The following is a 25182-nucleotide window of genomic DNA, read 5'->3' on the forward strand; positions in this document are numbered from 1 at the left end:
AACATGAGAAAAGCTTTTATCAGTCCAGCAAAATATGTACAAGGTGAAGATGAATTACTAAACTTAGGGTACTACATCAAAACATTTGGAGAGTCTGCGTTATTAATTGCTCACCAAGACGACATTGACCGTGTCCAAGCACAATTAGATGCTACTAAAGAAAAATTTGGTGTTAAGATTGTGGCAAGTCATTTTAACGGTGAATGTTCTCGTAAAGAAGTCGCTCGTCTACAAGAAGTGGCAAAAGAACAACACACTGACTGTGTCATCGGTCTAGGTGGCGGTAAAGCCATTGATACATCTAAATGTGTAGCAGAAGGTGAAAACTTAATTATTGTTCCAACTATCGCTGCTACAGACGCACCTACAAGTCACTCTGCTGTTTTATATACAGAAGATGGCGAGTTTGATGACTACGCATACTTCAAGCAAAGTCCAAGCGTTGTCCTAGTTGATACGACTATTATTGCAAATGCTCCGACTCGTTTCTTAGTTGCTGGTATGGGAGATGCGTTATCAACATTATTTGAAGCACGCGCAACTGCTCGTTCATTCTCAAATGTTAACGCTGGTCTACCAAACGGTTATTTAACAAAAGAAACAAAACCTGCTAAAAACACAATTGCTGCTTACACATTAGCTAAAGTATGTTATGAAACATTATTAGAAAACGGATACCAAGCAAAAATTGCATGTGATAACAATGTCGTAACACCTGCTTTAGAAAACATTGTTGAAACAAACATTTTACTTTCTGGTTTAGGTTTTGAAAGTAGTGGTCTAGCAGCTATCCATGCTATTCACGATGGCTTAACTGCTTTAGAAGGAACACACCATTATTTCCACGGTGAAAAAGTTGCCTTCTCTACTATTTGTCAATTAGTCTTAGAAAATGCACCTAAAGAAGAATTACATGAAGTTTTAGACTTCTCACTATCAATCGGTTTACCAGTTTGTCTAGCAGACATTGGCGTAGAAAGCATTAGCTTTGAAGAAGCGATGGAAGTTGCTGAAAAAGCATGTATTCCAGAAGAATCTATTCACTCTATGCCATTCCCAATTGAAGTTGAAGCTGTTGCTTCTGCTATTATTGCCGCTGATAAAATTGGGGCAGACTACAAAAAGAAACACGCTAACGCTTAATTAAAAGCGCTCTAGCACTAACTCATGTCAGAAGAGACTGTCGCGCCGCTAAGGTTTTAGACAGTCTCTTATTTTTATCTTGTTTAAAATATGGTACACTGTGTGAGTAAACATGTGAAAAGAATTAGAGGGAATTATCATGAAAAAAATAATCAATCGCCCCAGTGATGTTGTCACACAACTATTAAATGGGATTGCCTTCACGCATGACCATTTATTAGCCCGTGTACCACAAACTGGGATTCTGTATAGTAAACATCTCGCTGAAAAGACAGTTTCTATTATTAGTGGTGGTGGTACTGGGCATGAACCCGCTCACTCAGGCTATGTAGGAAAAAATATGTTAGCAGCGAGCGTCAACGGACCTGTTTTCATTCCACCGACTGCTGCAGAAATTTTCCAAGCCATCGAATTAGTCGATCAAGGTCAAGGTGTCTTGCTTATTATTAAAAACTTTGAAGCAGATGTCGCTGCATTTTTAGAAGCTGAACGACTAGCAATAGCAGCCGGTCACCAAGTGGGACATATTATAGTCAATGATGATTGTTCTATTGACAGTCATAACTTTAAAAAACGTCGTCGTGGTGTTGCGGGCACTGTCTTCGTCCATAAAATTATTACTGCTGCAGCACATGAAGGCATGGCTCTAGCCGATTTAATCTCTCTGGGAGAGCAAGTAGTCCTTGCCTTAAATACACTTGGAGTGGCATTAGCTCCGGCTTCAAAACCAGGTGCTCACGCTCCACATTTTGAACTAGGCGAACACGATATTTCCTTTGGCATCGGTATTCATGGTGAGGAAGGCTATCGTGAAGAACCTTTTGTTTCATCGGAAGTTTTAGCCAATGAACTGATTAATAAATTAAAATCACAATATCATTTGAAACCCGGCAGTCGTCTGGCCATTCTAGTCAATGGTTTAGGCAGTACACCACTTATGGAACTTTTTATTTTTACAAACGACGTCCGCCGACTTTTAGCTTTAGAAGGCTACGATGTGTGTTTCAAAAAAGTAGGCAACTACATGACATCGTTAGATATGCAGGGAGTTTCACTCAGTTTCTTAGAAATTAAAGATGACAAATGGCTCGACTATTTAGAAATGCCTGTTGAAACATACAGTTGGTAAAAAAAAAGACAATCAGTTTACAACTGATTGTCTTTTTTATGCATGTGAATGGTACATCCCTTTCATTGTTGTTTCTAGCACATCCGCAATATTTCGTGCCAAAATTTCAGGAGGTGTAGCACATTCATTAAATAGCCACTCTTTTGTCATTCCTACGATGCCATGTGCCGCAAAAGCTGACACAAAGGACATCGTCTCTTCCGTCAATTCTGCATGATTTTTACGCGCTAAATCAACCAATGCCGTCTGGAATAATTCTTTTGTATGTTCATAAAAGTAAGTATCGAATGAATTTTGTTCGCTAACTGCTAACGCATTGCGATAAAACACTTGATTCGCTTCAAAATAGCGTAGCATACGATACAATACTTTTTCCCACTCTTCATAGTCTAAAAAATCTCGAATATTTTCACTTATTTCTTGTTGATACGTCCAAGATAAAAGCTCATATTTGTCTTGAAAATAATCATAAAACGTCTGACGGCGAATTTCTGCAGTCTCCATAATTTGTCGAATAGACACCTTTTGAAATGGCGTCTCTTGCATAATTTTTTTTAAGGAATACGCAATAATTTTTTTGGTAATGAGAGATTCATGCATACACTTCGCCTCCTCTCATCATTATACCTTATTTCTAGCCTGTCTGAAAAGGGATAGTGTGACCGGTTGTTTATTCAGTAGGATAGGAAAGGTACTGATAAATATCAGGTGACACTTTTTTGTCCAGTAGCATATGCATACTAACGACTGGTACCTTCCCTTTTGGACTAGACATGTACGTCTGCTCAACTGTATCTTCATCTGGTCGTACTGGTCCTAGATAATAAAAATCTGAACCTTCATCGTCATCTTTTTTTACAAAGAGATACATCTCTGTCTGATATTTACTGGCATGAATAATCGGCTGAATCTCTTTTGAATCTAATTTCCTTTGACTTCTTGTAAACCACTTGAACATGTTCGTTGATAAAAATTCATCTTGATAAGCAACGGTACTTTCAACTTCTTCATGTTTATGGTAAGTAACAAAAATAGGACATTGATTATTTCGAACACGATAACCATATATCGTACTACTTATATCTTTCTCCCACCCCAACAATCGGCAAACATCTTTGCGTGTATACTGTTTGTTTACTGTTAAACATTCCTGCCAGTTGTATTCCTTTGATTTCTTTAACCCTGCTTCTATAATATCAATGATATGGTTTTTAATAAATGGCTCAGAAAGGGCCTTACTTAACACTTGAGACTTCTTGAAAACATTACCGTCATGTATGATAACAGCTTGATTTCCATATTTCTTTTTATCACTTTTACTATAAAAGCTTAAATCAAAGATATTTTTTAACGAAGCCAAAATAGCCTCAGAAACATGAATGTTTTTTTGTTTCAAGTCCCTTACAAACGTCTCTTCTGAAATTTCATCCCTCATTATCACCTTTTTTAATAACAGCAACTCATGCGGACGTTTACCGTTGATTAATTCGAGTGTTAAAAACATTAATAATGCTTCAATTTCATCATCTATATCAGGGACTTCTTCTTTTACAACTTCTTTTAAAAAATTTAAATAATGCCCTCTACGACTTGCTATAAGTTCTGGATCGAGAGAGTGCCATTTAATAAAGTCTACTAATTTAGGTATTCTACCAAGTTTATTTTTTAAATTGAAATAACCCTCTTTTAGTATTTTTAAGGTCGTAATATTAGTCGTTGCAATGGATTGATATATCTTCTGACGTGCAATCTCTTCAAAATTAATCACGGATAAACCACTAAGGCTATTGATATTAATAAATTGTTCTTTTATATCATTTTTATTCATAGATGTATTTCCAGTAAGCGCAATTGGTATTAAATAATTGTTTTTATAGTTACCGATAAAATCGATAATCGTTACATAATCTTTATTATTACTTTTTCGAAGTCCTCTGCCCAATTGCTGAATAAAAATGATGCTTGATTGTGTTTGTCTCATCATCACCACTTGGTTAATACAGGGAATGTCAATTCCCTCATTAAAAATATCGACAGTTAAGATATACTCCAACATCCCCTGTTCAAGCATTTTAACGTATTTCTCACGTGTATTCATATCATCGTCACCTGTCAATGCAACCGTACGGTAACCCCTTTTGTTTAATGCTTGAGACAAAGCCATTGCCTCATCTTTTCTACTACAAAAAATCAACCCATGGCAAGTTTCACCACTATAACCGTAGTAATGAATCTTTTCAAGCAAAAATTCTACACGTTCATCTGATACTAAGTGAGTAAGTTTTTCCACTTCATCATAAGCTACTCCATCTAATTCATAATCTGTTACGCCAAAATAATGGAATGGACAAAGCATCTCTTCTTCCATCGCTTCTTGCAACCGTATTTCATATGCTAAATTATAATCAAATAAACCAAAAATATTAAAATCATCCGTTCGTTCAGGTGTCGCTGTCATACCTAATAAAAATTTTGGATGAAAATAGTCTAATACTTTTTGGTAAGAAGCTGCACCAGCTTTATGCACCTCATCTATCAAAATATAATCAAATGTTCCTGGATCAAAATGTTTTAAATGATCTTCTTTTGCTATTGATTGAATCGTCGCAAAGGTATATTTTTTATCATATTCCGCCTTACTACCTGTGATTTTGCCAAAAGAAGAAACACTTTCTCCCAGTATTTTTTGAAAATCCTGCATCGCTTTATTCAATATTTGCTCTCTATGAACAATGAACAAAAATTTTTGCGGTTGATATTTAAGGACATCAAAAGCCGATAAATACGTCTTACCTGTTCCAGTAGCAGAAATAACTAGAGCCTTTTTCTCGCCGCTCTCTCTAATTTCTCTTATACCTTTTAATGCTTCTTCTTGCATTTTATTCGGCTTAATCGTCGTCACTTCATACGTTGAACCTTCTTCTTCTAACAAACTCGATTCACTTATAGCGGTTAGTTTTTGCTGTTTAAGATAAACACTCTCATAATTTTCTATCCATTTTTCTGTTAAATCTTCTGCATTTTTCCATAAAAGTTCGAACTGCTCGATAACTTGAGAGATTAGCTCGCCATTTTCATTAGAGGTTAACTTAACATTCCATTCATAATTCATCTTTAGCGCATTTAATGTCAGGTTAGAACTACCTACAATAAAACTTACGTGATCATGTGTTTTGAAAAGATAACCTTTCGCATGAAAATTGGAAACATTCGTTATTTTAACAGTAACATTTTCTATTTTTAAAAGTTCTTTAAATATTTTTGGATGATTAAAGTAAAGATAATCAGACGTAACTATTCTGCCCTCAATACCTTTTTTATGTAAATCTAATAAAACTGATTTTAACGCAGATAGGCCACTTTCTGTTATAAAAGCAACAGAAAAAAAGAAAGTCGCTGATTTTTTCAATTCTTCCTGTATATATGTTAAGACTGGAGGAGAAGACTGGTAGCGATTAAGTAAAAGCTGCGAGCGATAGTCCTGATTTGAAATAATATCTTTATTAATAAAACTTGTCTTTAAGGATTTTTTTAATTCTTTATTATTTATCATAGCCATTTCTCACATCATCAATAGTCATTAATTTTTTTACAATAGGAATATCTGCTGGCGCCCAGTCTACGGTATCTAATTTATGATAGGGCAGCCACTTAGCGTCTAAGTGCTCGGTTAAAACTGGTTCGCCTGTTACAATCTCACATATAAAAGTTGAAAGATTCACTTTACCAAAATCATAAACATAGCTCGTTCGTTCAAAGAAATTCAAATTTTGAATTTCACATTCTAACTCCTCGACTATTTCTCTATATAGTGCTTCTTCTTCTGTTTCATTTTTCTCGATTTTACCTCCCGGAAATTCCCATAGTCCTCCTAGAGTTTTATCCAAAGGTCTCTGACAACAAAATACTTCGTTATTTTTTATCATAATTGCACCTACGACATTGATTTCTTTCATGTTCTTTTTCCTCCACAACTCTCTTCATTATCTCTATTCTATAACATATCTATATTAATACAAACTTCTATCAATAAAAAAAGAAGTAAGGAAAGATACTTCCTTACTTCCCTACTGACTATCTAAAAGAAAAACCATGTGGCGACTAAATATATCACAGCAATATGTGCGGGATAGAAAATATAAAAGAACCATTTCATTTTCTTACCCTCTGCTCCATTATAAAGAGCAATAGGTAAAGCTGCAAATCCCATAGCGGCTTGAATCCAGTTCCCGCGCAGTCCGACGATTAAAGCCAATGCCATTAGCAAGCTTACTTGCACCCATCTTTTTTCTCTAAAAATATAAAATAATAAACCTAGAAAGATAAACACAATTCCACCTTCTACTGTAATGGCATTAGGTAAAAAAAACACCATTTGTAGGACAATCATCGGTAGCGACATTCCTAATAGGGCAATGACAATGAACGGCGTGATTAAAATAAACGCCCAACCGAGTAAGCTTTTCCAAAAATAAGACCGATCTGTTTTCCATGAGAGCAAACCATCCCACGACCACATAGCTAAGACACTTAAAAAGAGCGTACCTAGCATAGAATTTATCAAAACAATCTGATCATTTGGCCATACACTTGAAATCGTCATGGTCACAAGATTTGTCAGCCAGAAAAACAACAATAAATTACGCATATATTTCCACTTCGAATGTGTATAATAAAAACCTTCCGCACTTAAAAATAAAAAAATCGGCGCGACAGTTCTGCCTAATAATGTCATCCACAATGGCGCGCCAAAACTAACAAACGCATCATAACTATGGTCGAGCACCATAAAAATAATGCCAATTATCTTTAAATCAAATCCTGACAATCCTCTTCTTTTTTCCAATTTATCTCTCTCCATATTCGCTTTATTACTCTGTTAGAGTTAGTTATGTATTATAAAAGAGAGAAATTATTTCTGCAAATTTCAGAAAACATCTTAAAAAAAACTAAAAAAAAGCAGCTATAGTAGCTGCTTTTTTTTAATAACCAGTGCTTTCTTTCGCTGCTCCCGTCACGATGGCGATACCTGCACTTGCCCCAATACGAGTGGCGCCTGCTTCCACCATTGCATCAACATCTGCTTTAGAATGGATACCACCAGATGCTTTAACTTCTGCTTTATCGCCTACTGTTTCTTTCATTAACTTCACATCCTCAGGTTTTGCTCCTGCTGTTGAGAACCCAGTAGATGTTTTAACAAAATCTGCCCCTGCTTCGACAGCTAATTGACATGCTTTAACTTTTTCCTCATCTGTTAATAACGCTGTTTCAATAATCACTTTGACAAGCGTTTTACCAGCTGCTGCATCCACTACTGCTTTAATATCTTCCAGAACCGTTTGTTCATCGCCACTCTTCAAAGCACCTACGTTAATAACCATATCCACTTCATTAGCGCCATCTTCAATCGCTTGTTTCGTTTCCGCCGCTTTAACAGCTGAACTGTTAGCGCCTAAAGGGAAACCAATAACGGTACATACTTTAACATCAGATTCAGCTAATTCTTTCGCTGCTAAAGATACCCAGTATGGGTTAATACACACTGAGAAAAAGCCATATTCTTTTGCTTCCTCGATTAATTTTAAAATATCCTCTTTTGTTGTGTTTGCTTTAAGTGCCGTATGGTCAATTAGTTTTGCTACGTTCATTTTATAACATCCTCTCTATTTGTTCTGTTGTCTTTAGTATACGCTACCAAAGAACATTTGTAAAACGTTACATGAAATTAATTTCATTAAATCAATGAAGCGGCAGTCGTATGGTCGATAATTAATACATTACAGTATCGACCACGTAAGGCACCTAGTATCGCTTCTCGTTTTTTTATTCCGCCTGCAATCAACACTGACTGGGAGGTATCTCGTAAAGCATCTAATGATATGCCAATCGTGCGTTCATTTAATTCTGGATTTGCAATACTTCCAGATTCATTAAAAAATCGTGAACAAATATCCCCCACTGCATGTGTTTGTAGTCCTTTTTTTTCCGAGTCTGTCAAATAATTTAGTCGAAAAAGGAGAGCCTCATCGCGTACCGTTCCAACTGTATAAAGTGCTACGTCCACTTTTTTTCCCATTTGAATTGTTTCTTTTATAAAACGGTCTTCTTCAACTAATTGTTTAACCTCTTTTTTTTCAAAAATAACTGGAAGTGGCAATGGAATTCCTTCTGTATGAAATGCTTTGCTAAACAAATGTAACGTTTCATGAGCATGCGTTTCCACTTGATGATGACTCGCTCCGCCTTTCAACTGTACGACTTTAACATTTTTTACAGTTTGTGGGGGCAATTGTTGAGCAATTTCATACATCGTCTTACCCCAGCTTACACCAATAATTTGATTATCTTGAACATTTTTCGTTAACCATTCAGCCGTTGCTTCACTTAATTGGTGACGAATCACATCGTCTCGCTGGCTAATCGCTGGGACAATCACAACTTCTCTTAAACCATAACGTTCTTTTAACGCATGGCTCAATAGTTGAGCGTCATTAAATGGATCTGCAATCGTAATTTTAACAAACCCTCTATCTTTAGCATGCTGTAACAAACGTGAAACGGTCGGTCGTGAAAGAGCTAGAGCGATTGCGATTTCTTGTTGACTTTGTTCTAATTGGTAATATCGCTTGGCTACTTCAACACTCAAGCGGTCTCTTTCTATATCCATCACGTTCCCCTTCCTTTCTTCATAATCGTATTATCTCAAATATCAAGGTTCACGACAAGCATACAAAAAAGACTATCTTTTTCAAGATAGTCTTTCAGCACTATATATCACGAATCATATAATCAAAGGCGCCTAATGCGGCTGTGGCACCTGCTCCCATTGAAATGATGATTTGTTTATAAATACTGTCGGTACAGTCGCCACCGGCAAAGACGCCAGGAATACTTGTTGCACCACGTGAATCAACGATAATCTCACCGCGGTCGGTTAAATCAAGTGTCCCCTTTAACCATTCGGTATTTGGCATTAAGCCTATTAAAATAAAGACACCTTCAACATCCAGTGTGACTTCCTCCGCTGTTTCACGATGAATATACGTTAACCCTTCAACTTTTTGATTCCCCGTAATTTCTTTCGTTTGTGCGTTTGTTACAACGGTCACGTTCGGTAAAGAATACAAGCGTTTTTGTAAGACCTCATCGGCTTTTAATTCTGGTAAAAATTCTAATACTGTCACATGTTTGACAACCCCAGCCAAGTCAATCGCTGCTTCAATACCTGAGTTACCGCCACCTATAACCGCTATTTCTTTGCCAGCAAATAATGGGCCATCACAATGAGGGCAGTAGGCAATTCCTTTGTTTTTAAACTCTTTTTCACCCGGTACTCCAATACTGCGCCAACGTGCACCCGTGCTAATAATCGCTGTTTTACTCTTTAAAACAGCGCCGTTTTCTAACGTCACTTCTACTAACTCATTTTTCTCAAGTTTCGTCGCGCGCTGTGTTTTCATAATGTCTACTGGGTATTCACGAATATGGGATTCGACTTGAGCCATTAATTTCGGTCCTTCTGTATACGGTGTACCGATAAAGTTTTCAATCCCTAATGTTTCTAGGACTTGTCCTCCAATATTTTCTGCGACAATCCCTGTTTTTATACCTTTACGTGCCGCATAAATCGCTGCACTAGCACCTGCTGGTCCACCACCCACAACAAGAACATCAAACGGCTCTTTATCCGCAAAGTCTTCAGCCGTTGGAGCGCTGCCTAATTTGGCTAGTAAATCTTCCATTGTCATTCGCCCACTAGCAAATTCTTCGCCATTTAAGAAAACGGTAGGCACGGCCATCACTTGTTTAGCTTCCACTTCAGACTGATACATACCGCCTTCAATCATCGTATGGGTAATATTAGGATTTAGAACACTCATCGTATTGAGTGCTTGCACGACATCCGGACAGTTGTGACAACTCAAACTCACATAAGTTTCAAAAGCAAGCGGGCCTTCTAATTCTTTAATTTGAGCAATAACAGCTTCTTCCAGTTTAGGAGCGCGTCCACTCACTTGTAAAAGAGCTAAGACAAAGGAAGAAAATTCATGTCCTAGTGGTAACCCGGCAAAGACAACACCTGAAGCAGGCTGTTCTTTAGACGAGATTTCAAAACTAGGCGTACGAGCTAACGTTGCTTTTTCAAGTGAAAGACGTGAACTCATCGCGACAATTTCTTCTAAAAAGTCTAATACTTTCTTTGATTCTTCCGTCTCATCGACACTTACTGTAAAAACTAAGTCACTTTCTAATAATGCTAAATATTGATTGAGTTGTTGCTTGATAGTTGCATCTAACGCCATGGTGACGCCTCCTTATATTTTACCTACTAAATCTAAGCTTGGTGTTAGTGTTTCTTCGCCTTCTTTCCATTTAGCTGGGCAGACTTCACCTGGATTTTTACGGATATATTTCGCTGCTTTTAATTTATCGACTAAAATGCTAGCGTCACGTCCGATACCATCTGAGTTAATCTCTACTGTTTGAACGACACCATCTGGATCGATAATAAACGTACCACGTTGAGCCAATCCTTGTTCTTCATCTAACACATCAAATTGACGTGAAATAGTATGAGATGGGTCTCCGATCATAATATATTCAATATTTTTAATCGCATCTGAATGATCATGCCATGCTTTATGAACAAAATGTGTGTCAGTTGAAACAGAGTAAACTTCTGCCCCTAATTCTTTTAATGTAGCATATTGATCTTGTAAGTCATTTAACTCTGTTGGGCAAACAAATGAAAAGTCTGCTGGATAAAAACAAACCACACTCCATTGACCTTTAAAATCTTCTGACGATACATCTATAAACTCACCATTTTGAAACGCTTTTGCTTCAAATGCTTCTATTTCTTTTCCAATTAATGACATCTGACATTCCTCCTAAAATAATTTAAGAAATTAAACGCGTAATTTCTTTTACGTCTTTTAGTATGCCTTAAGGGAAAAAAGATGTCAAGCTTAATTATAATAATTATAAAGTGAAAACAATGATAAAGACCTATATATCAATAAGTAAAACTGTTTAAATTATTTTTTTCTCACTTATGTTTAAAAATCTCATTTAATTGATGCCACAAAAAAAGCTCTCTGACGAGAGCTTTTTTGTTTATTTGAATGTGCGTGTAGCTGCGACAGCTTTTTTCCAGCCGTCATACAAAGCGTCACGTTCTTCGGCTGACATATGTGGATCGTATTCTTTATCCAGTTGCCAGTTTTCACGGATTTCGTCGGTACTTTCCCAATATCCTGTTGCTAATCCAGCTAAGTAAGCCGCACCTAGTGCTGTTGTTTCGCTTACTTTCGGACGTTTAATATTTAAGTCTAAAATATCACTTTGGAACTGCATTAAGAAATTATTATTAGCTGCACCGCCGTCTACTCGCATGCTTGTAATCGGCATACCTGAATCTTGACGCATGGTTTCCATAACGTCTTTTGTTTGATAGGCAATGGATTCTAGTGTCGCACGGATAAAGATTTCTTTCGACGTACCACGTGTCAAACCAAATATTGCCCCTCGAGCATCCGTATCCCAATGAGGTGCTCCTAAACCAACAAAGGCAGGAACAACATAAACATTGTCAGAAGATTTCGCATCTACGGCATATTTTTCTGTTTGAGAAGCTTTTTCCACCATGCGTAAGCCGTCACGTAACCATTGAACAGCTGACCCTGCTACGAAAACACTTCCTTCAAGCGCATATTGAACTTGGTCATCATCGACACTTGCTGCAATCGTGGTAACTAAACCGTTAGCAGAATCGACTGGTTTATTTCCAGTATTCATCAGGATGAAACAACCTGTTCCATATGTATTTTTAATATTCCCTGCTTCAAAACAATTTTGACCGAAGAGGGCCGCTTGTTGGTCCCCTGCTACGCCTGCAATAGGAATTTCTTGTCCAAACATATGATAAGACACTGTCTTACCGTAAATTTCAGAAGAAGGACGTACTTCTGGCAACATTTCTTTAGGAATATCGAGTAATTCTAGTAATTCTTCGTCCCATTTCAATTCATGGATATTATAAATCATCGTACGAGATGCGTTAGTATAGTCCGTCACGTGCACTTCGCCACCAGTTAATTTCCAAATAAGCCAAGTGTCAATCGTACCAAAGAGTAGTTCTCCATTTTTAGCTCGTTCACGTGACCCTTCTACTTGATCTAAAATCCATTTAATTTTAGTTCCAGAGAAGTACGCATCGACGATTAAACCTGTTTTTTGACGAATCATTTCCTTATGGCCGTCTTCAATCAATTGGTCGGCGATTTCACTCGTTTGACGTGATTGCCAGACTAATGCATGATAAATCGGTAAGCCAGTCTTTTTGTCCCAAATGACTGTTGTTTCACGTTGATTGGTAATACCAATTGAGTCAATCTGTTCTGGACGTGTGTCTGATTCAATCAAGACCGTGGCAATAACTGCTTGTACTGTCACCCAAATTTCATTAGCATCATGTTCAACCCAGCCTGGATGTGGAAAATGTTGGGTAAATTCTTTTTGAGCGGTATGTACGACTTCACCTTTTTTATTAAATAAAATCGCACGTGTGCTAGTAGTTCCTTGATCTATCGCCATTACATATTTTTCTTTTCTCATGAGTTTCCCTCCGCTATCTCTTTAATGATTATTTTCTAATATATTTAAGCTGCTTGGTCACTGCTTTTTGTCACAAAGACTAATGCTCCTACGATAACTATAAAGACGATTAATCCGACAACAGAATGAGAAGCATAAACACTGTCATAGAAGTAAGCCCCTGCAATCCCTCCAACGATTGGCCCGACAACTGGAATCCAAGCGTATCCCCAGTCAGAATCTCCTTTACCAGCAATCGGTAAAATCGCATGAGCAATACGAGGTCCTAAGTCACGAGCTGGATTAATGGCATATCCTGTTGGTCCACCTAAAGATAAACCAATTGCTAAAATCAATAACCCAACGACAATCGGATTAAAGCCTGAAGAAAGTTCATTCGCACCGATAGAAAGAAGACCAAATGTTAGCATAAATGTTCCAATAATTTCTGTAATAAAGTTAGCCGTATAATTGCGGTCTGCTGGTCCTGTTGCAAATATGCCTAATTTATCTCCTTGACTTTCTGTTAATTTCCAATGGTTACTATAAACTAAGTAGACAAGTACTGCACCCAACATAGCACCAATCATCTGACCAGCAATATAAGCAGGTACCTCTGCCCATGGAAATGCGCCAATCATAGCAAATGCCAATGTCACTGCTGGGTTCAAGTGTGCATCACTCGCTCCTGCTACGACATAAACACCTAAGGTAACACCTAGTGCCCAAGCGATGGTAATGCCAACCCATCCCATATTAAACGACTTACTCTTAATTAAGAGATTTCCCGCTACGACACCACTACCAAACACAATCAAAACCATTGTTCCAATCAATTCTGCATAAAATCCTGTCATTACTGCTCGCCCCTTTTCTATGTAAAGTTTATGTGTTGCTTAATTTCTGTTTCTGTTTCTTCAATCATCTGTTCTTGATATTCTTCTGACCAATCATAGTAACTCGCCATTTCATTAATGACATCTTGATAAATTTCTTCACAACGTGCCATATTAAAGAGCATATAACTACTACGACGTAGCAAGAAGTCAATCGGGTGAATCGTCATCTCATGTTCCAAACCATATTGCAACATAGCGGCTTCAATACGTGGTAACCGTGTTTCTTGATTTTGATCGAGATAATTATAAACAGCCGTCACGTTACTACCATAACGTTGAACGAGTTTGTCCGCTTCTTCTGCAGTTAACCCATATTCACTAACTCCCAGCTCAATATGACGTGCTTTAAATTCTGCAAAACCGTCACCGCCACCAACGTCACCACCTGATAACGTAAGATGTTTAGTCGCACATGGTACATACGTGTAACCTTCGTTTTGAGATAGGTCTTTTAATACTTTATCGACAATTTCTTCAGCCATTTTACGATAACCAGTCAATTTCCCCCCTGCGATAGAATAAAGGCCAGTTTCTGAATGGAATATTTCATCTTTACGTGAGATTTCAGATGGGCTTTTTCCTTCTTCATGTATCAATGGTCTTACACCGGACCAAGAAGATTCGATATCAGCTAGCGTCAACGGTTCAATATCAAAAACTTGATTGACAGCATTTAAAATATAAGTGACATCTTCCATCGTCACACCTGGTTCACGCTGATCTTTATCATAGAAAGTATCAGTCGTCCCAACGTAAACTTTTTCTTCACGTGGAATAGCAAACATCATCCGTTTATCTTTAAACGGTGTATCAAAATACATGGCATTTTTAAGAGGGAAGCGCTTTCCGTCAAACACTAAGTGAACGCCTTTCGTTAAATGTAAGTATTTCCCTTTTTTAGAGTTATCCATTTCACGAATATTATCTACCCATGGACCTGCTGCATTGACAACACGTTTGGCGTAAATCGGGTATTCAACTTTATTCACTAAATCTAATGCTCTGACACCAATTACTTGACCTGTTTCATGACTGTATAATAATTTCGTTACTTTTGTATAGTTTGCAACGTGTGCTCCCAATTCTGAAGCTTTCTTAATTGTTTCGAGTGTTAAGCGACTATCATCCGTACGATATTCGACGTACACACCCGTTCCTTTTAAGCCCTCTGCTCGAATAAGTGGTTCACGTTTCAATGATTCTTCTTTGTTTAGCATAAATTTTCTTTCAGAACGTTTGACACGTGCTAGAAAGTCATACATATCTAACCCAATAGCGGTTGTTAACGGACCAAATGTACCGCCTTTATAAAAAGGAAGAACCATTTTTAAAGGTGTTGTAATTTGTGGGGCATTTTCATAAACTACCGCACGTTCCTGTCCGACTTCCGCAACCGTTTTCACTTCAAACTGTTGTAAATAACGTAAGCCACCGTGTACTAGTTTCGTCGAACGACTTGACGTTCCAGAACTGAAATCACGCATCTCAACCATTCCCATATCCAAGCCGCGCGTGACACCATCTAGAACTATACCAGCTCCTGTAATACCACCACCAATCACTAAAATATCTAACTCTTTTTCTGACATTTTTTTCAAGTTATTCACTCGAGTTTCTTCAGAAAATATCATACGACTCACCTCTCTAAATCATTCTTTTTTACCTTTCAATTAGATACATTTATTATCCATAATTAAAAGATAATTTTATTATACCCCTATTTAATATGTTTGTACAGTAAAACATCACAAAGAATTAAACCGATTAAAAATCGTGAATCAACAAACTTGTAAGCGATATCCTTACAATAGATTGTGAAAAAACAACCAATCCTTTTATACTCTTCATTTATCCCATTTTAAAAGAAAAAATTATTTTATTTCATCACTTTTTTATCATGTTTTTTATAAGGTGTTTAATAAAAGATAACAAAAAAGAAGAAGCACACAAACTGAGCTTCTTCTTTATATATATTTTCGAAAAATGACTATACCATTTTACTGTTTAGTCAGAAAATTCCGTATTTTTTACTACCATAGCAATTCCCATACCACCACCGATACAAAGGGAAGCAACGCCATATTTCGCGTTCTTTTCTCTTAGAATATGAATTAATGTCACTAAAATACGACTACCCGATGCCCCAATTGGATGTCCAAGTGCAATAGCCCCACCTTTGATATTCGTTTTTTCCAGCAAACTTTCTTCTGATACCGCATGTTGTGTGCTTAATTCTTTTAACACCGCAATGCTTTGTGAAGAAAAAGCTTCATTTATTTCTAAATAATCAATATCTGACAGTGAGAGTTTCGCCATTGCAAGAGCTGACTCAATCGCTTTGACCGGTCCTAGTCCCATACGTAGCGGATCGACACCACTTTGACCAATTCCGATGATTTCTACTAATGGTGTAAGTTGCTCTTGCTCTACCACACTATCCGATGCTAAAACGACTGCGCTTGCACCGTCATTAATCCCAGAAGCATTTCCAGCTGTCACATTTCCATCGTTTTTAAATGCCGGTCGAAGGCGTGCTAGCTTTTCTAAAGAGGTTTTTCGATTGGGATACTCGTCTTCTGAAAACCATTCTTCTTTTCCTCTAACGGATACTTTTACTGGAGCAATTTCGCGAACAAAAGCCTTGTCATCCACAGCAGCAATCGCTTTTTGCTGAGAATGAAACGCATAGTTATCCTGTTCTTCACGACTAATGACAAACTCTTCAGCTAATTGTTCTGCAGTAAGCCCCATGTGATAATGATAATGACTATCAATTAAGCCATCGAAAATAAGACTATCAATCAAGCTGCGCTCGCCCATTTTCAAGCCACTGCGTGTTTCTTTAGGCAATAAGTAAGGGGCCTGACTCATCGACTCCATTCCCCCTGCCACGATAATCTTTGCTAATCCCGCTTGTATCTGCGCATAGCCATTTATCATCGCCTTCATGCCACTGCCACACACCATATTGACACTATGTGCCACTACTGAATCTGGAAGTCCTGCACCTAGACTAGCTTGTCTGGCTGGTCCTTGTCCCTGACCTGCACTTAAAACATGTCCCATTATCACTTCATCGACTTGATGACCCGTAACTTTAGCACTTTCAAGCGCCGCTTGAATAGCCACACTTCCTAACTCACTGGCTGATTTATTTTTTAAACTCCCCATAAAAGAACCTATGGGCGTTCTCTTTGCCCCAACTACATAAACTTTCATCGTCGTTTCATCCTTTCGCGTTCGGATTCGATAATCGTTTATATTTTAACTGAAAAAACAACAGAATACTATTCTGTCACACACAATTAAAGAGTTATTTAACAATTATCTGACAAGATTGTAAGGATAAATCGCCATTCTCTCTCTCAGTTACGACTTAAAATAAGGTATACTGAACATATGAATCATGAAAAAGGAGCGAGTATGATGCTATTAGAATTAAAAGATGTCTCAAAAGTCTATCACGGTGCCGTTCCTGTGGAGGCCCTTAAAAAAATTGACTTGCGCGTCGATAGTGGCGAATTTGTCAGTATTATGGGGCCTTCTGGAAGCGGAAAGACAACCTTATTAAACTTAATTGCCACATTAGATACCCCTTCAAGAGGAGAACTATTAATAGCCAATCAACAACCTCATCGCTTATCAAAAGATAAGCTTGCAGCCTTTAGACGCCAAGAATTAGGCATCGTTTTTCAGCAATTTAACTTATTAAAAACACTGACCGTTATTGAAAATATCATGTTACCACTCACATTAGATGGTATTGCTCCTACCGAGTGTCTAACACAAGCCCATAAAATCATGATTGAACTCGATATCAGTCACTTGGCAAATAAACGTATTTATGAAATATCTGGCGGAGAAGCGCAACGCGTAGCAATCGGACGGGCGCTGATTCATCAGCCACAGTTACTCCTCGCTGACGAACCAACCGGGAATTTAGACTCAAAAGCGGCGATGCACGTCATGCAGTTATTTGAAAAACTTAATCAAGAAAAACAAATTACCACCTTGATGGTGACGCATGATCCTGTTTCAGCTAGTTATTCCAAACGCGTCATTTTTATTAAAGACGGACAATTTTATAATGAACTTTATTGCGGCGACAACCGTGAGGCTTTTTATCAGAAAATACTAGATGTATTGAGTCATCTGGGAGGGAAACATCATGACATTCAGACAACTCATTTTTCGTAATGTCTTTCGCAACGGCCGGTCATTTGCCTCTTATTACTTTAGCAGTACGTTTTCCATTATGATATTTTTTCTCGTTTCCACCATTGCTCATCATCCGATGTTAAAAAAAGAAATCGATACACTTAGTTATGATCCCATCTCATTACTAACTGCCGCAGCTTTTGGTGTGGCTCAAGTTGTCATTATTTTAATGTCGATTATCTTCTTAGGTTACGCCTTCAATATTTTTATCAAAAGTCGAGAACAAGATTTGGCAACCTATCTCATTTTAGGTATGTCGCCTTATAAATTAAAAATCATGCTCATCGCAGAAAATATGATAATCGCCTGCGCTAGTTTCATAAGTGGTATTAGTATCGGCTTACTCTTTACGAAATTTCTTTTTCTTATCGCTCAAACAGTATTGCTACTAGAGCAACCATTAACGATGTATTGGCCACAAGCCTCTTTTAACAGGACGCTAAAGGTTTATGGAACGCTTTTTTTCATCATTACGATTGTCACCTTAATTCGACTGAAATCAAAAAAATTAAATCTCATTCTTCAAACACAGGGAGCAATGGCGCCACCTCCAAAACATTCTTGGTTGCTAGGTATAACCAGCTTACTATGTATAGGCGTCGGTTATCGACTCGTGTGGGAATTTGTTAATCAAGATTATTATGCTTACCCACTCTTATTACTTATGGGCGTGTTAATAACGATTTTAGGAACCTACCTTTTTTTCAAACAATTTACTATTCTCGTTTTATCACGCATTAAAAAACATCCATCTATTTATCGTGGACGCTATCTATTAGTTATGAATCAATTACTTTATCGTATTAAAGATAATGCCAATATGTATTTTTTAATTGCTACTTTCGCTGCCATCGCTTTTGTCGCAACGGGAACGACACTTTCCTTAAACGGCTCTGAATTTGCTGGCCAAACAGAACTCTCATTTGCTTATACTTATCAGTATCAGCAAGATAAGACACGACCAGACGTTTCAAAACTCCATGAGCAAAATATTGACATTATCGAACAAGAAATAAAAAAAGCTGGCTATGATTATATCAAACAAACACCTGATACACGAATCATCGTAACTTTTACCGATGACTCAACAGATACTCCTACGTCTATGCCTTATCAGGTACTCTCTTTATCGACTTACAATGAAATGGCGCGTTTCAAAAAAGAAGAAACGCTATCTTTGAAATCTGATAATGAGCTTTATCTCATGACTGGAACTGCTTTCGAACACGATGAAACCTCAAAAATCGTCCCTTTGAATCACGTTTCCCATCAAACCATTTATTACCAAGGAAGCTCTCAAAAAATGACCGTACACCCTAGAAATCATGACTATCGTTTTGAATGGGTCAACCCCACTGTGATAGTCACCGATAAAATGTACGAAGAAATCTCACAACGTTATTTGGCTTCGACAGACAAGCAAACAGAGACGCTATCAGCGCCGACAGAGCATCTCACGCTGATACATTTTAATGAATGGCAACAAGCGGCAAACGTTTATCACGCAGTAGAAAAAAAATTAGGAACAAAATCTAGAGAAATCAATCAAAAACTCGACCTACTTTATAACAAAACACAAGGACATCAATTATTGACATCAAAAGAATCACAACAACTACAACAGCTTGAGCAACAATCGTTTAGCCTCTCTTCTTTATATTTCACTTGGCTGACACTCAAGCAAACAAACGGATTGATTCTTATCGTGAGCTTTTTACTCGGTGCCGTCTTTTTTGTTTTTGCTGCAAGTATTAGTTACTTCAGACTATTTGGTGGCTTAAAAGAAGAGGCTGACTACTACCAAACTTTGTATTTCATTGGCGTCGGGCCTACTGAACAAAAAAGAATCGTGTCTATTGAACTATTTTTAATGTTCTTTTTACCATTAATTATTGCGACGTCCCATTTCACTATGGCCACTTTCGCTTTAAAAAGATTACTTGGTGCCACCACACTGGTAAAACCCTGGCTTCAAGTAATCATGTGGTACTTCTTTTTCCAATCACTCTTCTTTTTCTTTTCACGACGTCGTTACTTATTTCATTTAAAAACTTATGCAAAATAAAAGACGTTTCTAGCTTAGCTAGAAACGTCTTTTTTATTTAAGTCTAACTGCCGTACCGCTACACGTCACCATTAACATACCATTATCTGAGCCAAGCACTTCATAGTCCATTTTAGAACCAATCACTGCATCAGCACCTAGGTAAGCAGCACGCTCACCCATTTCCGCCAAGGCTTCCTCTCTGGCTTGCAACAATTCCTTTTCATACCCTTTAGAGCGTCCACCAAACATGTTACGGAACCCTGCTCCCATGTCTTTAAACATATTGATTCCGGTAATGACTTCTCCAAAAACAATGCCTTCATACCCTACAATTTCTTTCCCTTTAATTTTGTCTGTTGTAGTAATAATCACTCAATCTCCTCCTAACATTCTATTTACAGTTATTATAGCAAAGAGAGATGATTGAAACATCCGACTTGAGAACCATTTATTAAGAACGGAAGAAAGGATTTGTTTCGATTTCTTTACCAATCGTCGAAGCACCGCGATGCCCTGGATAGACAGCATAGTCTTTTGGCAACGTGAACAGTTCAGATTTGATTACTTCTAACAACTGTTTGCCGTCTCCAAATGGTAAATCAGAGCGCCCCACACTCCCAGCGAATAATGCGTCACCACTAACCACAAAGCGAGCTTCTGGGAAAATAAAACTCACACTCCCTGGAGAGTGTCCTGGCGTATGAACCACTTTAAACGTCATGCCACCTAACGTATAATCTTTAAGTTCAAATTCATGCTCTGCAGGTGCCACTACGATATCTTTCATTCCCGGATGTCTTCCAGAAAGATTTAACGTCGGATTGCCTAACCATTCTTGTTCGATTGGATGGACATATACTGGAATATCATAGGTATGACGAATCGTTTCCACTGCACCGATGTGGTCATAATGCGTATGTGTTAATAATATCGCAACCGGCTTTCGCCCTAGCTCTTCTACTATACGCTTAATTTCTACCTCATCCTCACCTGGATCTACTATCAACATCGATTCGTCATTGTAAATAAAATAACAGTTTTCTTCAACTGGTCCTGTTACTAATTGTTTAATTTCAATCATTTTTATCGACTCCTTTTCTACTCCTTCAGTATAACTAATCTACACAATTCTTGCCAATCATTTTATTCTCCTTAAAGGATATGCTATGATAAATAGAGTATTCACAAGAAAGGAAGAGGGTTTCGTGGGTAAAGATATTCAAGATTATTTAGACAAGGGCATTAAAGGCGCGCCTGAGTTGAAACCGCATGAAAAAAAACGCTATTTAGGAGAATTTGAAGAGCGTATTCTACTAGCTATTCAAAACAAGGAAATGACCTCTACTGCAGCACAAAAACATGCCGAAGAAGTCATTTTGGCACAACCCGGACATGCTTTAAAAATAAACAGCAGTGCACCAACTAAGGCACGGATGGCTTTTATAAAAATCGCACAGAAACATGACGTCCCGTTTACTATCATTCAAACAGACCAAAATGAGTTGGATGCTATTGGTGTCGTTTACGTAGCAGATACCGCCGTCAACTATCCAGATTTTTTATATCAATCATCTAAAACGACCACCACTTCATATCTCAACCAAAAAGAAAATCACACAACCAAGACGACTAGCTTTTTTGAACGCTTCAAATAAAGACATCAACGTGTGTCTTTATTTTTTTTGCGGATATAGTGGCAAAGTCATCACATCATACTCGTGAGGGGCTAGCCCCGTCATGGTAATCCCTAATAAACGAATAGCTAATGATTGCGTCTCAATTGTCATACTTTCCCAAATCTCTTTAGCTAGATAGAACAAATCTTCTTCTCGATGAATAAAATACGGTAAACTGCGCCGTTTTGTCACCGTTTCAAACTCACTATTTCTCACTTTTAAAACGATAATTTGACCGTGTAACCTATTTTTACTTAAATGTTGTGCGAGTAAATAAGCAATTTCACGTAATTTCACCATAACCTCTTCCTCCGTTCTTAACGGCGGATTAAATGTCCGTTCACGACCTAAAGATTTACGCTCGCGATTAGGATTAACAGGACGATTGTCCACGCCTCTAACTCGGCGATACAAATGATAGCCCATCTTACCAAACTCTTGAATCAACCTCATTTCTTCCCATTGATATAAATCTTCTCCAGTGAAAATCCCACGCTCATGCATGCGTGGTAGCGTCTTTCTTCCGACTCCTTGGAACTTATCAATCGGTAATCCACGTAAAAAAGAAACTGCTTCATCTGGCAAGACCACCGTTTGACCGCGTGGTTTTTGATAATCCGAAGCTAACTTAGCAATAAATTTATTATAACTAACACCAGCTGAACAGGTTAAGTGTAATTCTCGCCAAATATCTCGTTGAATCAACGTCGCAATTTTAATCGCACTAGTACTCCCTATTTTGTTTTCAGTAACATCTAGATATGCTTCATCAAGCGATAGTGGTTCAATCATATCCGTATAGCGATGAAAAATAGCATGAATCTTCGCAGAAACTTCACGATAATAATTTAAATCTCCTTTTACAAAATTAGCATGCGGACAGAGTTCATACGCTTTTTGTGCGCTCATAGCAGAATGTATCCCATACTGTCGTGCTTCATAATTCGCCGTTGTAACGACACCACGACCATTGGTTTCTTTTGGATGACGAGCAATAACAAGCGGTTTCCCTCTTAATTCTGGACGATCTCGTTCTTCAATCGACGCATAAAAAGCATCCATATCGATATGAATAATTTTACGAGTAGTATCATTTTTTAAAGGAATTCGTATTTCCACCGTCGCTGCCCTCCTCACTATATCTTAGATTGTAACTCTTCCCTCTATTATACCACGAACATTCGTTCTTATAAAATCAAAAAAAAGACACTAACCATTGTTAGTGTCTTATGACCCGTACGGGACTCGAACCCGTGTTACCGCCGTGAAAGGGCGGTGTCTTAACCGCTTGACCAACGGGCCTTAAAAAAACGGAGAAGGAGGGATTTGAACCCTCGCGCCGGTTTCCCGACCTACACCCTTAGCAGGGGCGCCTCTTCAGCCTCTTGAGTACTTCCCCAAATGGGCCTAAATGGACTCGAACCATCGACCTCACGCTTATCAGGCGTGCGCTCTAACCAGCTGAGCTATAGGCCCCAAGAAAATTTATTGTGATTACAATAAAGCGGGTGACGAGAATCGAACTCGCGACAACAGCTTGGAAGGCTGTAGTTTTACCACTAAACTACACCCGCACCTTACCAAATGGCTCGGGACAGAATCGAACTGCCGACACACGGAGCTTCAATCCGTTGCTCTACCAACTGAGCTACCGAGCCGAGACGGTTCCGACGGGAATCGAACCCGCGATCTCCTGCGTGACAGGCAGGCATGTTAACCCCTACACCACGGAACCAATTGCGGGAGTAGGACTTGAACCTACGACCTTCGGGTTATGAGCCCGACGAGCTGCCAACTGCTCCATCCCGCGATATTTTTAAAAGGAGGATGAGGGATTCGAACCCCCGCACGCTTTTACACGCCTGACGGTTTTCAAGACCGTTCCCTTCAGCCAGACTTGGGTAATCCTCCATATTATAATTATAAATGACCCGTACGGGACTCGAACCCGTGTTACCGCCGTGAAAGGGCGGTGTCTTAACCGCTTGACCAACGGGCCTTATTTATTATGGGCCTAAATGGACTCGAACCATCGACCTCACGCTTATCAGGCGTGCGCTCTAACCAGCTGAGCTATAGGCCCCAAGAAAATTTTATTGTCATTACAATAAAGCGGGTGACGAGAATCGAACTCGCGACAACAGCTTGGAAGGCTGTAGTTTTACCACTAAACTACACCCGCATAAAATAAACGGTTCCGACGGGAATCGAACCCGCGATCTCCTGCGTGACAGGCAGGCATGTTAACCCCTACACCACGGAACCAATTGCGGGAGTAGGACTTGAACCTACGACCTTCGGGTTATGAGCCCGACGAGCTGCCAACTGCTCCATCCCGCGATATTTTTAAAAAGGAGGATGAGGGATTCGAACCCCCGCACGCTTTTACACGCCTGACGGTTTTCAAGACCGTTCCCTTCAGCCAGACTTGGGTAATCCTCCGTATTATAATTATTAATGGACCTTGTAGGACTCGAACCTACGACCGAACGGTTATGAGCCGTTTGCTCTAACCAACTGAGCTAAAGGTCCAAGTTCTAGCTAAATCAAGATCGCGGCGGAGGGGATCGAACCCCCGACCTCCCGGGTATGAACCGGACGCTCTAGCCAGCTGAGCTACACCGCGTAATTATAAAAATCGGGAAGACAGGATTCGAACCTGCGACCCCTTGGTCCCAAACCAAGTGCTCTACCAAGCTGAGCTACTTCCCGTATACCTTTGTTAAACGCACCCAAGAGGAGTCGAACCCCTAACCTTCTGATCCGTAGTCAGACACTCTATCCAATTGAGCTATGGGTGCATCAGTGATATATCATCACTATGCCGAGGACCGGAATCGAACCGGTACGGTAAAAACTTACCGCAGGATTTTAAGTCCTGTGCGTCTGCCAGTTCCGCCACCCCGGCTTGTTTTAATATTGCTATTAAAAAGCGGAAAACGGGGTTCGAACCCGCGACCCCCACCTTGGCAAGGTGGTGTTCTACCACTGAACTATTTCCGCAAAAATGCCGGCTAAAGGACTTGAACCCTCGACCCTCTGATTACAAATCAGATGCTCTACCAACTGAGCTAAGCCGGCGCTTTCCTAAAGTGCGGGTGAAGGGACTTGAACCCCCACGCCGTTAGGCGCTAGATCCTAAATCTAGTGCGTCTGCCAATTCCGCCACACCCGCATCGTTTTATAATGACCCGTACTGGGCTCGAACCAGTGACCCTCTGATTAAAAGTCAGATGCTCTACCAACTGAGCTAACGAGTCATAAATGGAGGTTAACGGGTTCGAACCGCTGACCCCCTGCTTGTAAGGCAGGTGCTCTCCCAGCTGAGCTAAACCTCCAGATAAAAAACACAAGCGTGGCAACGTCCTACTCTCACAGGGGGCAACCCCCCACTACCATCGGCGCTAAGAAGCTTAACTACTGTGTTCGATATGGGAACAGGTGTATCCTTCTTGCTATCGCCACCACACT

The 25182-nt window shown here is 39.0% G+C and carries 20 protein-coding genes, 24 tRNA genes and 1 rRNA gene; 5 read left to right on the forward strand and 40 right to left on the reverse strand.

All coding sequences use genetic code 11. The features are described 5' to 3' along the window. Positions 1 to 3: 3 nt before the first annotated feature. On the forward strand, positions 4 to 1143 hold the full coding sequence (locus CBF33_RS01485; protein ID WP_126760930.1) for a glycerol dehydrogenase: 1140 nt from the start codon (positions 4 to 6) through the stop codon (positions 1141 to 1143). A gap of 139 nt (positions 1144 to 1282) precedes the next feature. Then, positions 1283 to 2272 carry a DhaKLM operon coactivator DhaQ gene (dhaQ, locus tag CBF33_RS01490; RefSeq protein WP_126760932.1) on the forward strand — a complete coding sequence of 330 codons (990 nt, stop codon included), beginning with the start codon at positions 1283 to 1285 and terminating at the stop codon, positions 2270 to 2272. A 36-nt stretch (positions 2273 to 2308) separates the two neighbouring features. On the opposite strand, the gene dhaS is transcribed toward dhaQ, so the two are convergent. The 12 genes from dhaS to CBF33_RS01550 all read right to left on the reverse strand — a co-directional run bounded on the left by dhaS (position 2309) and on the right by CBF33_RS01550 (position 16989). Next, positions 2309 to 2872 (reverse strand): dihydroxyacetone kinase transcriptional activator DhaS, encoded by a 564-nt coding sequence (dhaS, locus tag CBF33_RS01495; protein ID WP_126760934.1) that lies wholly within the window; start codon positions 2870 to 2872, stop codon positions 2309 to 2311. A 70-nt stretch (positions 2873 to 2942) separates the two neighbouring features. Next, positions 2943 to 5831, reverse strand: coding sequence for a DEAD/DEAH box helicase (locus CBF33_RS01500; RefSeq protein WP_244919668.1), 2889 nt, complete (start codon positions 5829 to 5831; stop codon positions 2943 to 2945). Further along, positions 5815 to 6228 (reverse strand): (deoxy)nucleoside triphosphate pyrophosphohydrolase, encoded by a 414-nt coding sequence (locus tag CBF33_RS01505; protein ID WP_126760936.1) that lies wholly within the window; start codon positions 6226 to 6228, stop codon positions 5815 to 5817. The genes CBF33_RS01500 and CBF33_RS01505 overlap by 17 nt, the downstream gene beginning before the upstream one ends. A 122-nt stretch (positions 6229 to 6350) precedes the next feature. Further along, complete coding sequence (locus CBF33_RS01510; protein WP_244919669.1) at positions 6351 to 7118, reverse strand: TraX family protein; 768 nt, start codon at positions 7116 to 7118, stop codon at positions 6351 to 6353. Between the two features lie 136 nt (positions 7119 to 7254). Further along, complete coding sequence (deoC, locus tag CBF33_RS01515; protein WP_126760940.1) at positions 7255 to 7923, reverse strand: deoxyribose-phosphate aldolase; 669 nt, start codon at positions 7921 to 7923, stop codon at positions 7255 to 7257. 86 nt (positions 7924 to 8009) lie between these two features. Next, positions 8010 to 8942 carry a DNA-binding transcriptional repressor DeoR gene (locus CBF33_RS01520; protein WP_126760942.1) on the reverse strand — a complete coding sequence of 311 codons (933 nt, stop codon included), beginning with the start codon at positions 8940 to 8942 and terminating at the stop codon, positions 8010 to 8012. A gap of 100 nt (positions 8943 to 9042) precedes the next feature. Then, on the reverse strand, positions 9043 to 10578 hold the full coding sequence (ahpF, locus tag CBF33_RS01525) for an alkyl hydroperoxide reductase subunit F (RefSeq protein WP_126760944.1): 1536 nt from the start codon (positions 10576 to 10578) through the stop codon (positions 9043 to 9045). 12 nt (positions 10579 to 10590) lie between these two features. Next, on the reverse strand, positions 10591 to 11154 hold the full coding sequence (gene ahpC / locus CBF33_RS01530) for an alkyl hydroperoxide reductase subunit C (RefSeq protein WP_023606792.1): 564 nt from the start codon (positions 11152 to 11154) through the stop codon (positions 10591 to 10593). A gap of 238 nt (positions 11155 to 11392) precedes the next feature. Next, positions 11393 to 12892 (reverse strand): glycerol kinase GlpK, encoded by a 1500-nt coding sequence (gene glpK, locus CBF33_RS01535; protein ID WP_126760954.1) that lies wholly within the window; start codon positions 12890 to 12892, stop codon positions 11393 to 11395. Between the two features lie 44 nt (positions 12893 to 12936). Further along, complete coding sequence (locus CBF33_RS01540) at positions 12937 to 13728, reverse strand: MIP/aquaporin family protein (protein ID WP_126760956.1); 792 nt, start codon at positions 13726 to 13728, stop codon at positions 12937 to 12939. Positions 13729 to 13745: 17 nt separating this feature from the next. Continuing rightward, entirely contained in the window at positions 13746 to 15401 is a 1656-nt protein-coding gene (locus tag CBF33_RS01545; protein ID WP_126760958.1) for a glycerol-3-phosphate dehydrogenase/oxidase, read from the reverse strand. A 373-nt stretch (positions 15402 to 15774) separates the two neighbouring features. Then, positions 15775 to 16989, reverse strand: coding sequence for an acetyl-CoA C-acetyltransferase (locus CBF33_RS01550; RefSeq protein ID WP_126760961.1), 1215 nt, complete (start codon positions 16987 to 16989; stop codon positions 15775 to 15777). 204 nt (positions 16990 to 17193) lie between these two features. On the opposite strand from CBF33_RS01550, the gene CBF33_RS01555 reads away from it, so the two are divergent. Together CBF33_RS01555 and CBF33_RS01560 are read left to right on the forward strand one after the other, a co-directional pair. Next, a complete protein-coding gene (locus tag CBF33_RS01555) occupies positions 17194 to 17967 on the forward strand; it encodes an ABC transporter ATP-binding protein (RefSeq protein WP_126761001.1) in 774 nt (257 codons plus the stop codon). Further along, on the forward strand, positions 17939 to 20053 hold the full coding sequence (locus tag CBF33_RS01560) for an FtsX-like permease family protein (RefSeq protein WP_126760963.1): 2115 nt from the start codon (positions 17939 to 17941) through the stop codon (positions 20051 to 20053). The genes CBF33_RS01555 and CBF33_RS01560 overlap by 29 nt, the downstream gene beginning before the upstream one ends. 33 nt (positions 20054 to 20086) lie before the next feature. Here the strand turns inward: CBF33_RS01560 and CBF33_RS01565 are convergent, their stop codons facing one another. Beyond that, entirely contained in the window at positions 20087 to 20407 is a 321-nt protein-coding gene (locus CBF33_RS01565) for a putative heavy metal-binding protein (RefSeq protein WP_126760965.1), read from the reverse strand. Between the two features lie 79 nt (positions 20408 to 20486). Then, positions 20487 to 21116, reverse strand: a complete 630-nt coding sequence (locus CBF33_RS01570) for an MBL fold metallo-hydrolase (RefSeq protein ID WP_126760967.1) — start codon at positions 21114 to 21116, stop codon at positions 20487 to 20489. A gap of 124 nt (positions 21117 to 21240) precedes the next feature. On the opposite strand from CBF33_RS01570, the gene CBF33_RS01575 reads away from it, so the two are divergent. Beyond that, positions 21241 to 21690 carry a YueI family protein gene (locus CBF33_RS01575; protein WP_170167725.1) on the forward strand — a complete coding sequence of 150 codons (450 nt, stop codon included), beginning with the start codon at positions 21241 to 21243 and terminating at the stop codon, positions 21688 to 21690. 18 nt (positions 21691 to 21708) lie between these two features. On the opposite strand, the gene dinB is transcribed toward CBF33_RS01575, so the two are convergent. The 26 genes from dinB to rrf form a co-directional block, all read right to left on the reverse strand. After that, positions 21709 to 22830, reverse strand: coding sequence for a DNA polymerase IV (gene dinB, locus CBF33_RS01580; RefSeq protein ID WP_126760971.1), 1122 nt, complete (start codon positions 22828 to 22830; stop codon positions 21709 to 21711). Between the two features lie 111 nt (positions 22831 to 22941). Further along, positions 22942 to 23013, reverse strand: a tRNA-Glu gene (locus tag CBF33_RS01585). A gap of 9 nt (positions 23014 to 23022) precedes the next feature. Beyond that, positions 23023 to 23110, reverse strand: a tRNA-Ser gene (locus CBF33_RS01590). 3 nt (positions 23111 to 23113) lie between these two features. Next, positions 23114 to 23187, reverse strand: a tRNA-Ile gene (locus CBF33_RS01595). Positions 23188 to 23214: 27 nt separating this feature from the next. Then, a tRNA-Gly gene (locus tag CBF33_RS01600) sits at positions 23215 to 23285 on the reverse strand. Positions 23286 to 23296: 11 nt separating this feature from the next. After that, positions 23297 to 23369 (reverse strand) — tRNA-Phe (locus CBF33_RS01605). Between the two features lie 4 nt (positions 23370 to 23373). After that, positions 23374 to 23446 (reverse strand) — tRNA-Asp (locus CBF33_RS01610). Between the two features lie 2 nt (positions 23447 to 23448). Further along, a tRNA-Met gene (locus CBF33_RS01615) sits at positions 23449 to 23521 on the reverse strand. Between the two features lie 11 nt (positions 23522 to 23532). Continuing rightward, positions 23533 to 23622 (reverse strand) — tRNA-Ser (locus CBF33_RS01620). Positions 23623 to 23638: 16 nt separating this feature from the next. Further along, positions 23639 to 23710: transfer RNA gene (locus CBF33_RS01625), tRNA-Glu, on the reverse strand. A gap of 10 nt (positions 23711 to 23720) precedes the next feature. Further along, positions 23721 to 23794 (reverse strand) — tRNA-Ile (locus tag CBF33_RS01630). A gap of 28 nt (positions 23795 to 23822) precedes the next feature. Beyond that, positions 23823 to 23893, reverse strand: a tRNA-Gly gene (locus tag CBF33_RS01635). A gap of 10 nt (positions 23894 to 23903) precedes the next feature. Continuing rightward, positions 23904 to 23976: transfer RNA gene (locus CBF33_RS01640), tRNA-Asp, on the reverse strand. 2 nt (positions 23977 to 23978) lie between these two features. Then, positions 23979 to 24051, reverse strand: a tRNA-Met gene (locus CBF33_RS01645). Between the two features lie 12 nt (positions 24052 to 24063). Next, positions 24064 to 24153 (reverse strand) — tRNA-Ser (locus tag CBF33_RS01650). 16 nt (positions 24154 to 24169) lie between these two features. Beyond that, a tRNA-Ile gene (locus tag CBF33_RS01655) sits at positions 24170 to 24243 on the reverse strand. Positions 24244 to 24263: 20 nt separating this feature from the next. Beyond that, a tRNA-Met gene (locus CBF33_RS01660) sits at positions 24264 to 24337 on the reverse strand. A 12-nt stretch (positions 24338 to 24349) separates the two neighbouring features. Continuing rightward, a tRNA-Pro gene (locus tag CBF33_RS01665) sits at positions 24350 to 24423 on the reverse strand. 15 nt (positions 24424 to 24438) lie between these two features. Beyond that, positions 24439 to 24512 (reverse strand) — tRNA-Arg (locus CBF33_RS01670). A gap of 21 nt (positions 24513 to 24533) precedes the next feature. After that, positions 24534 to 24619, reverse strand: a tRNA-Leu gene (locus CBF33_RS01675). Positions 24620 to 24642: 23 nt separating this feature from the next. Then, positions 24643 to 24714, reverse strand: a tRNA-Gly gene (locus CBF33_RS01680). A gap of 5 nt (positions 24715 to 24719) precedes the next feature. Then, positions 24720 to 24792, reverse strand: a tRNA-Thr gene (locus CBF33_RS01685). 12 nt (positions 24793 to 24804) lie between these two features. Next, a tRNA-Leu gene (locus CBF33_RS01690) sits at positions 24805 to 24886 on the reverse strand. A 12-nt stretch (positions 24887 to 24898) separates the two neighbouring features. After that, positions 24899 to 24971 (reverse strand) — tRNA-Lys (locus CBF33_RS01695). A gap of 5 nt (positions 24972 to 24976) precedes the next feature. Then, positions 24977 to 25049 (reverse strand) — tRNA-Val (locus tag CBF33_RS01700). A 15-nt stretch (positions 25050 to 25064) separates the two neighbouring features. Next, positions 25065 to 25180 (reverse strand): 5S ribosomal RNA (gene rrf, locus CBF33_RS01705). Positions 25181 to 25182 lie beyond the last annotated feature (2 nt).

Source organism: Vagococcus lutrae, from assembly GCF_003987555.1.
In the GTDB taxonomy this organism is placed as follows: domain Bacteria; phylum Bacillota; class Bacilli; order Lactobacillales; family Vagococcaceae; genus Vagococcus_A; species Vagococcus_A lutrae.

What these genes read in the sequence shown, in the direction of transcription:
- CBF33_RS01485 (WP_126760930.1), top strand. Translation starts at nt 4, where the DNA reads ATGAGAAAAGCTTTTATCAGTCCAGCAAAATATGTACAAGGTGAAGAT.
- dhaQ (WP_126760932.1), top strand. Translation starts at nt 1,283, where the DNA reads ATGAAAAAAATAATCAATCGCCCCAGTGATGTTGTCACACAACTATTA.
- dhaS (WP_126760934.1), bottom strand. Translation starts at nt 2,872, where the DNA reads ATGCATGAATCTCTCATTACCAAAAAAATTATTGCGTATTCCTTAAAA.
- CBF33_RS01500 (WP_244919668.1), bottom strand. Translation starts at nt 5,831, where the DNA reads ATGGCTATGATAAATAATAAAGAATTAAAAAAATCCTTAAAGACAAGT.
- CBF33_RS01505 (WP_126760936.1), bottom strand. Translation starts at nt 6,228, where the DNA reads ATGAAAGAAATCAATGTCGTAGGTGCAATTATGATAAAAAATAACGAA.
- deoC (WP_126760940.1), bottom strand. Translation starts at nt 7,923, where the DNA reads ATGAACGTAGCAAAACTAATTGACCATACGGCACTTAAAGCAAACACA.
- CBF33_RS01520 (WP_126760942.1), bottom strand. Translation starts at nt 8,942, where the DNA reads ATGGATATAGAAAGAGACCGCTTGAGTGTTGAAGTAGCCAAGCGATAT.
- ahpF (WP_126760944.1), bottom strand. Translation starts at nt 10,578, where the DNA reads ATGGCGTTAGATGCAACTATCAAGCAACAACTCAATCAATATTTAGCA.
- ahpC (WP_023606792.1), bottom strand. Translation starts at nt 11,154, where the DNA reads ATGTCATTAATTGGAAAAGAAATAGAAGCATTTGAAGCAAAAGCGTTT.
- glpK (WP_126760954.1), bottom strand. Translation starts at nt 12,892, where the DNA reads ATGAGAAAAGAAAAATATGTAATGGCGATAGATCAAGGAACTACTAGC.
- CBF33_RS01540 (WP_126760956.1), bottom strand. Translation starts at nt 13,728, where the DNA reads ATGACAGGATTTTATGCAGAATTGATTGGAACAATGGTTTTGATTGTG.
- CBF33_RS01545 (WP_126760958.1), bottom strand. Translation starts at nt 15,401, where the DNA reads ATGATATTTTCTGAAGAAACTCGAGTGAATAACTTGAAAAAAATGTCA.
- CBF33_RS01550 (WP_126760961.1), bottom strand. Translation starts at nt 16,989, where the DNA reads ATGAAAGTTTATGTAGTTGGGGCAAAGAGAACGCCCATAGGTTCTTTT.
- CBF33_RS01555 (WP_126761001.1), top strand. Translation starts at nt 17,194, where the DNA reads ATGATGCTATTAGAATTAAAAGATGTCTCAAAAGTCTATCACGGTGCC.
- CBF33_RS01560 (WP_126760963.1), top strand. Translation starts at nt 17,939, where the DNA reads ATGACATTCAGACAACTCATTTTTCGTAATGTCTTTCGCAACGGCCGG.
- CBF33_RS01570 (WP_126760967.1), bottom strand. Translation starts at nt 21,116, where the DNA reads ATGATTGAAATTAAACAATTAGTAACAGGACCAGTTGAAGAAAACTGT.